This window comes from Hansschlegelia sp. (assembly GCF_035538955.1).
Classification (GTDB): Bacteria; Pseudomonadota; Alphaproteobacteria; order Rhizobiales; family Methylopilaceae; genus Methylopila.
The window spans coordinates 653962-660434 of record NZ_DATLJK010000015.1 but is presented as its reverse complement, the minus strand read 5'-3'; the positions used below and the strand labels follow the sequence as shown (position 1 = coordinate 660434).

Below are 6473 nucleotides of genomic sequence, written 5' to 3'. Positions count from 1 at the left end.
CGTCGAGAACCAGGCGCTGTCGCTCATCGACCGCCAGCTTGACCGGCTGAGGAACTATGATGAGGTCGCCGAGCAGCTGCGTCGTCACCGCGGCGAGACCGAGCAGCAGATCGGGCGGCTCGAGCAGATTCTCGGTTCGCTGGACGAAAGCCACTCCGCCCTCAAGGACGCCGCGCTGTCGTTCACGGGCAATCTGGCCGCGCTCGGCCACGCCGTCGCGGGCGACGAGATCCTGAAGAACACGTTCGCGAACTTCGCCTTCGAGAATTTCGAGGCGGCGAGCTATCGCTCGCTTATCACGATCGCTGAGGCCGGCGCATTCAGCTCCGCCGTTCCGCTGCTTCAGAACAGCCTCGACGAGGAGCTCGCAATGGCGGCTTGGCTCGAGCAGCGCGTGCCGGCGATCACCACCAAGTACCTGACGCTGTCGTCGCAGGGCGAGAAAGCCGACCGCTGACGCCACAGGCGCCGGCCCTCGCGTCTGGCGAGGGCCGATCCCTTTATTCGACCGGCCTCCTGCCGCGGCCCGGCCCCGCCCGCTTGGCGCCCTGCTGGCGGGGCCCGCCCTCCCGGCGGATGGCGCCACGCCGCCCTTCGGGCGCGGCGCCAACAAAGCGTCGCGGCCAGAGGCCCTTGCGGCTTGTGCCCCCGCCGCGTCGCGTGTATCTCACCGCGGATCGACGCTCGCCTTACGCGGAGAGGTGCCAGAGTGGTCGATTGGGACGGTCTCGAAAACCGTTGTGCGGGCAACCGTACCGTGGGTTCGAATCCCACCCTCTCCGCCACTTCCTTGAGCTAAATAATTGGGATCATCCTGGCGGCCGAGGCTGAGCGTGCCGAAACGTCACGATCAGCCCGCACCCATTAAGCGCCCCTCCCCAGCAAGCTCGGACAATCCTGGCCGATCATCGGGGAGCCGCGCAGCGCCGTTCGGCGGCCGTTGATCTCCGGCCGACGCTCGCCGGAGCCGGTGATCCCACAGCAGACGTCGAGCTCGCTGGAGGGCCAAGGCGCTAGCTCCCCGCCGCCTCAGCCGCTTCGGCGCCGCCGCTCAGGTGGCTGTGGCGACTAGCGCTCCGCCGAGCGCGCGATCCAGATAAGGCGCGGTGCGGCTCGCCTGGCAGGCGGCGACCTGCGCCGGCGGACCGCTCGCGACGATCCGCCCGCCCTCGTCGCCGGCGCCGGGCCCGATGTCGATCACCCAGTCGCTCGCCGCCGCCACCTTCATGTCGTGATCGACCAGGATGACGCTGTTGCCGGCCTCGACTAGGGCGCGGAGCTGGCCAAGCAGGCGCTCGACGTCGGTTGGATGAAGACCGGTCGTCGGTTCGTCAAGCACATAGAGCGCGCCGCCCCGCTGGGAGCGCTGCAACTCGGCGGCGAGCTTCACCCTTTGCGCCTCGCCGCCCGAAAACTCCGTCGCGGGCTGGCCCAGGCGCAGATAGTTCAGCCCGACCTCTCGGAGCACCTCGAGCGACCGGCCGACGTTGGGCGCGTCTTCGAAGAACTCCCAGGCGCTCTCGACAGTGAGCGCCAGCACCTCGGCGATGGTCTTGCCGCGATAGCGGATCTCGAGCGTCTTTGGGTTGTAGCGGGCGCCGCGACATGCGGGGCACGGGGCGTAGACGCTCGGCAGGAAGAGCAACTCCACCATCACGAAGCCTTCCCCTTCGCAGCGCGGGCAGCGGCCCTTGGCGACGTTGAACGAGAAGCGGCCTGCATCGTAGCGGCGTTTTTTGGCTTCGGGGGTCGCCGCGAACAGGGCGCGGACATGGTCGAAAAGGCCGGTATAGGTGGCGAGGTTGGAGCGCGGGGTGCGCCCTATCGGCTTCTGGTCGACCTCGATCAGCCGCCTGATCCCATCAAGTCCGCCGAGGATCCGGCCTTCGGTCACGCCGGCGAGCCGGTCCTCCAGCGCGGCGTCGCCATCCGGCTCCTCTTCGGCCGCGACCGGGCTGCCGAGGGCGGCGGCGACCAGTTCGACCAGCGCTTGGCTGACGAGGCTCGATTTTCCTGAACCGGAGATTCCGGTGACGGTCGTCATCACGCCGAGCGGGATCGCGCAGTCGACCTGCTTCAGATTGTTGCGCGAGACCCCCTCCAGCCGCAGCCAGCCGGCGGGCTCGCGCTTCGGGCTCGGCGTCCCGCCGCCTTCGCCGAACAGATGGCGTCTCGTTTCCGACGCGGCGACCTCGCGCAGACCCTCGATCGGGCCGCTGTAGAGGATCTCGCCGCCATGCTCGCCAGCGGCGGGGCCGACATCGACGATCCAGTCGGCGCGGCGGACGACGTCCATCTCATGCTCGACCACGAACAGCGAATTGCCGACCGCCTTCAGCCCGTCGAGCGCTCGGAGCAGCGCCTCGGTGTCGGCGGGATGAAGCCCGGCGGACGGCTCGTCCATCACATAGACGACCCCGAACAGGTTGGAGACGACCTGAGTGGCGAGCCTTAGCCGCTGCAGCTCGCCTGGCGAAAGGGTCGGGGTGCCGCGTTCGAGCGCCAGATAGCCGAGACCAAGGTCGAGCAGCACCGTCAGTCGGCGGCGCAGATCGCCGGCGATGCGCTCGACGACCAAGGCCTTCTCCGGATGGCTCTTGCGGAGCGCTCTGAGCTTGCCGGCTTTCGCTTCGGCATAGGGCGCGAAGATCTTCGAAACCCGAGCCATCGGCTGGCGGCTCATTTCGGCGATGTCGAAGCCCTCGAAGCGGACCGACAGGGCTTCCCGGCGCAGCCTCTTGCCGTCGCAGACCGGGCAAACTCGGGCGATCATGAAGCGCGCGGCGCGCTTCTTCATCATCGCGCTCTGGGTCGTCGCATAGCTGTGGGTGACATGGCGCTTCGCGCTCGAGAAGGTGCCCATGTAAGCGGGCTCCGTCTTGCGCCGGATGGCGCGCTGGATTTCGTCGTGGCTCCACCCGGGATAGACCGGAACCTGCGGCTGCTCGTCGGTGAAAAGGATCCAGTCGCGCAGCTTTTTCGGCAGGTTCCGCCACGGCGTGTCGACGTCGACGCCGAGGCTGATCAGGATGTCGCGCAGATTCTGGCCGCCCCAGGCCGTCGGCCAAGCGGCCACCGCGCGCTCGCGGATCGTCTTGGACGGATCGGGGACCATCGAGGCCTCTGTGACCTCATGGATGCGGCCGAGGCCCTGGCAGCGCGGACAGGCGCCCTCGGTCGTGTTGGGCGAAAAGGATTCGGCGTCCAGATGGGCTTGCCCCGGCGGATAGTCGCCAGCGCGCGAGTAGAGCATCCGCATCAGGTTCGAGATGGTGGTGACGCTGCCGACCGACGAGCGGGTGGTGGGCGATCCGCGCTGCTGCTGCAGCGCCACCGCCGGCGGCAGGCCCTCGATCTCGTCGACCTCAGGGACCTCCATCTGGTGAAACAGGCGACGCGCGTAAGGCGAAACCGACTCCAGATAGCGGCGCTGCGCCTCGGCGTAGAGCGTGGAAAAAGCCAGCGACGACTTGCCCGATCCCGACACGCCGGTGAACACCACCAGAGCGTCGCGCGGGATGTCGACATCGACATTCCTGAGATTGTGCTCGCGCGCGCCGCGCACGCGGACGAAGCCGGAGGTCTTCATGTCTCGCGTGCGAACCTCCTCGATCCGGACGCTCACGAACGGCCGTCCGTCGGCTTCGGCTTTATGCCTGCCGGATAAGAAGGCGTCGTGGGCCTACAACATTGGAAGGCGGCGCGGTTTCGGGCCGAGCGGGAACGCCGCGTCTATCCGGGCGAATTCAGCTTCCGTCAGCCGGAGCGAGCCCGCGCCGGAATTGTCTTCGGCGTGCTCGACGCTGGACGCCTTGGGTATCGCGAACAAGGACGGCTTGCGCACCAGGAAGCGGAGCGCCACCTGACGCGCCGTCGCGCCGTGGCTTGCCGCAATCTCCTCCAGGACGAGGCCGCCCGGCGTGCGCCGGCCCGGGAAGTCGCCATGGCCGAACGGACTGTACGCGACCACGGCGACCCCGTGCTCCTCGCACCAAGGCAGAACGGCGTGCTCGATTGCGCGTTCACCGAGGTTGTAGAGAACTTGGTTGCAGACGAGCTGGCCCTTACCACCAGCTTTCCAGGCGGCATCGAGGTCGGGCACGTCGAAATTGCTGACGCCCCAGGACAGGATCTTGCCCTGCTCGCGGAGCCGCTCGAAGCCGGCGAACGTGTCCTCGAGCGGATGGGAGCCGGGCCAATGCAGGAGATAGCAGTCCAGCCTGTCTGTCCCGAGGCGCGCGAGCGAGCGCTCGCAGGCGGCTACGGTCCCGCTATAGGAAGCGTTGCTGGGGAGCACCTTCGAGACGACAAAAACGTCGTCTCTCCGCCCCGCTATGGCCTCGCCCACCACGATCTCGGCGTCGCCGTACATTTCGGCGGTGTCGATGTGGGTCATGCCGAGGTCGATGCCGCGCCGCAGGGCCGCGATGGCGGTCGGCCGGTGCGCGGCGTCGATGTACCACGTTCCCTGGCCGATCACCGCAACCTCTCGCGGCAATAGCCCGAACGGGCGTCGCTCCATGCTCGTCTGATCCGACGCGGGTGACGCCTGGCGACTGGCGGCTTTCATGAAACGGACAGCCTTTCCTCAGTCTGTGCGAGGCGGAATTCAACCCGCCTTTCTGAATGCCGCGGGCCGGTGGGGTTTTCGGCCGCTGCGAGTTCAACGGATTGCGTAGATCTGGGCCTGTCCACGCCCTTACGCCCGCGCCGCGAGCTTTTCGATCAACGCTCTGGCTGCGGGCGCTGAGGACGCAGGGTTCTGCCCGGTGATCAGGAGCCCGTCGGCGACCACATAGGGCTGCCAGTCGGCGACCTTCGAGAACAGGCCGCCGTTCCGCTTGAGCTCGTCCTCGACCAGGAACGGAACGACCGCGGTCAGCCCCACGGCCTCCTCCTCCGTGTTGGTGAAGCCGGTGACGTTGCGGCCCTGGACCAGCGGCTTGCCGTCTGTGCCCTGCGCGTGCCGGAGCACGCCGGGCGCGTGGCACACGAGGGTGACGGGCTTGTCCGCCGCAATCGTCCCCTCGATGAGCGCGATCGAACGGCGGTCCTCCGCCAAATCCCAGAGAGGACCATGGCCGCCGGGATAGAACACGGCGTCGAAGGCCTCATGCGAAACCGTGTCGAGCCGGGCCGTCGCCGCGAGCGCGGCCTTGGCCGCAGCGTCGGCCTCGAAACGCCTCGTGTCGTCGGTCTGGAAGTCAGGTTCCGCGCTCTTGGGATCGAGCGGCGGCTCGCCGCCCTTGGGCGACGCGAGAGTGATCTCGGCGCCCGCGTCCTTGAAGGCGTAGTACGGCGCGGCGAACTCCTCGAGCCAGAAGCCGGTCTTGCGGCCGGTGTTTCCAAGACGGTCATGCGAGGTGAGCACCATCAGTATCTTCACGTCCGTTTCCTCTTCAGCGAGCGCTCAATGGGGGACGGTGACGACGATCTTCCCGAACTGCTGGTTCGACTCCATGTAGCGGTGCGCGTCGACGATCTCGTCGAGCGTGAAAGTCTTCGCGACGATCGGCTTCAGGCGCCCGCCGGCGAGGCCATCTTGGATGAAGGCCGATGCGCGGGCCATCCGCTCCTTGTCCCGGACAAACTCGAACAGCGTGTAGCCGCGCAGCGTCAGCGCCTTCTGCATGGCCGCGATGACCGGAAATGGCGTGGGCCCAGACGCGAGCGCGCCGTAAAGAAAAAGAACGCCGTGAGGACTCATCGCCTCGGCGAGCCTCTCCACCTGAGGTCCGCCGACCGGGTCGAACACGAGGCGCGCGCCCTTGCCGCCCGTCGCACGGTTGACCTCGGCCGGCAGATCCTGCTCGGACGTGACGATGACATGCGCCGCGCCGGCGCCTTCCAACGCCGCCGCCTTGTCGCGCGTCCGGGTCGTCGCGATCGAGATCGCGCCGACGCTGTTCGCGATCTGGATCGCCGCGAGGCCGACGCTTGAGGACGCCGCCGGAATGACGACCGCGTCGCCCTCTCCGAGACGGCCGATGTCGATGAGCGCGCCCCACGCCGTGAGGTAGGCCATCCATAGCGCGGCCGACTCGATCGCCGAGACTCCGTTGGGGCGTCGCACGACGCCGTAAGCCGGCACGATGGCCGTCTCCGCGTAAACGCCGTAATCGTTCATGGAGAAAGCCGGGATGACGCTGACGAGATCGCCAGGCGCGAAGCCGTCGACGCCGTCTCCCAAAGACTCGACCGTAGCGGAGGCCTCGTAGCCAAGGCGCGCGGGCAAGCGTGGCGTTTCGAGGTAGGCGCCCGACCGAAACATCGCTTCGGCGCGATTGAGGCCGATCGCCTCCACCCGCACGCGCATCTCTCCCGGTCCCGGATCGCCGACCGGGAGATCATCGAACTGCATCACCTCTGGTCCGCCAGTGCGATGGAACCTGACCACCCGTGTCATGGCGACGTGTCCTTACATTGCAACGCCGGAGAGCATGTGCGGCCAACTCAGAAGCCGCTCGTCGTCC

The 6473-nt window shown here is 67.8% G+C and carries 5 protein-coding genes and 1 tRNA gene; 2 read left to right on the top strand and 4 right to left on the bottom strand.

Annotated elements, in window-relative coordinates:
- Positions 1-457, top strand: a 457-nt coding sequence (locus VM780_RS15175) for a ferritin-like domain-containing protein (RefSeq protein ID WP_325448770.1), incomplete at its 5' end; no start/stop codon positions are given.
- 238 nt (positions 458-695) lie between these two features.
- A tRNA-Ser gene (locus tag VM780_RS15170) sits at positions 696-785 on the top strand.
- Between the two features lie 266 nt (positions 786-1051).
- Here VM780_RS15170 and VM780_RS15165 read toward each other — a convergent pair.
- From VM780_RS15165 to VM780_RS15150, 4 genes are all read right to left on the bottom strand, one after another.
- Positions 1052-3589 (bottom strand): excinuclease ABC subunit UvrA, encoded by a 2538-nt coding sequence (locus VM780_RS15165; RefSeq protein WP_325448822.1) that lies wholly within the window; start codon positions 3587-3589, stop codon positions 1052-1054.
- Between the two features lie 93 nt (positions 3590-3682).
- Positions 3683-4522 (bottom strand): aldo/keto reductase, encoded by an 840-nt coding sequence (locus VM780_RS15160; RefSeq protein ID WP_325448768.1) that lies wholly within the window; start codon positions 4520-4522, stop codon positions 3683-3685.
- A 177-nt stretch (positions 4523-4699) separates the two neighbouring features.
- Entirely contained in the window at positions 4700-5386 is a 687-nt protein-coding gene (locus VM780_RS15155) for a type 1 glutamine amidotransferase domain-containing protein (RefSeq protein ID WP_325448766.1), read from the bottom strand.
- Positions 5387-5410: 24 nt separating this feature from the next.
- On the bottom strand, positions 5411-6406 hold the full coding sequence (locus tag VM780_RS15150; RefSeq protein ID WP_325448764.1) for a zinc-dependent alcohol dehydrogenase family protein: 996 nt from the start codon (positions 6404-6406) through the stop codon (positions 5411-5413).
- Positions 6407-6473 lie beyond the last annotated feature (67 nt).

Bases quoted from the DNA above. Each gene is read 5' to 3' on its own strand.
- VM780_RS15150 (WP_325448764.1), bottom strand. From the start codon at position 6,406: ATGACACGGGTGGTCAGGTTCCATCGCACTGGCGGACCAGAGGTGATG.
- VM780_RS15160 (WP_325448768.1), bottom strand. From the start codon at position 4,522: ATGGAGCGACGCCCGTTCGGGCTATTGCCGCGAGAGGTTGCGGTGATC.
- VM780_RS15165 (WP_325448822.1), bottom strand. From the start codon at position 3,589: ATGAAGACCTCCGGCTTCGTCCGCGTGCGCGGCGCGCGCGAGCACAAT.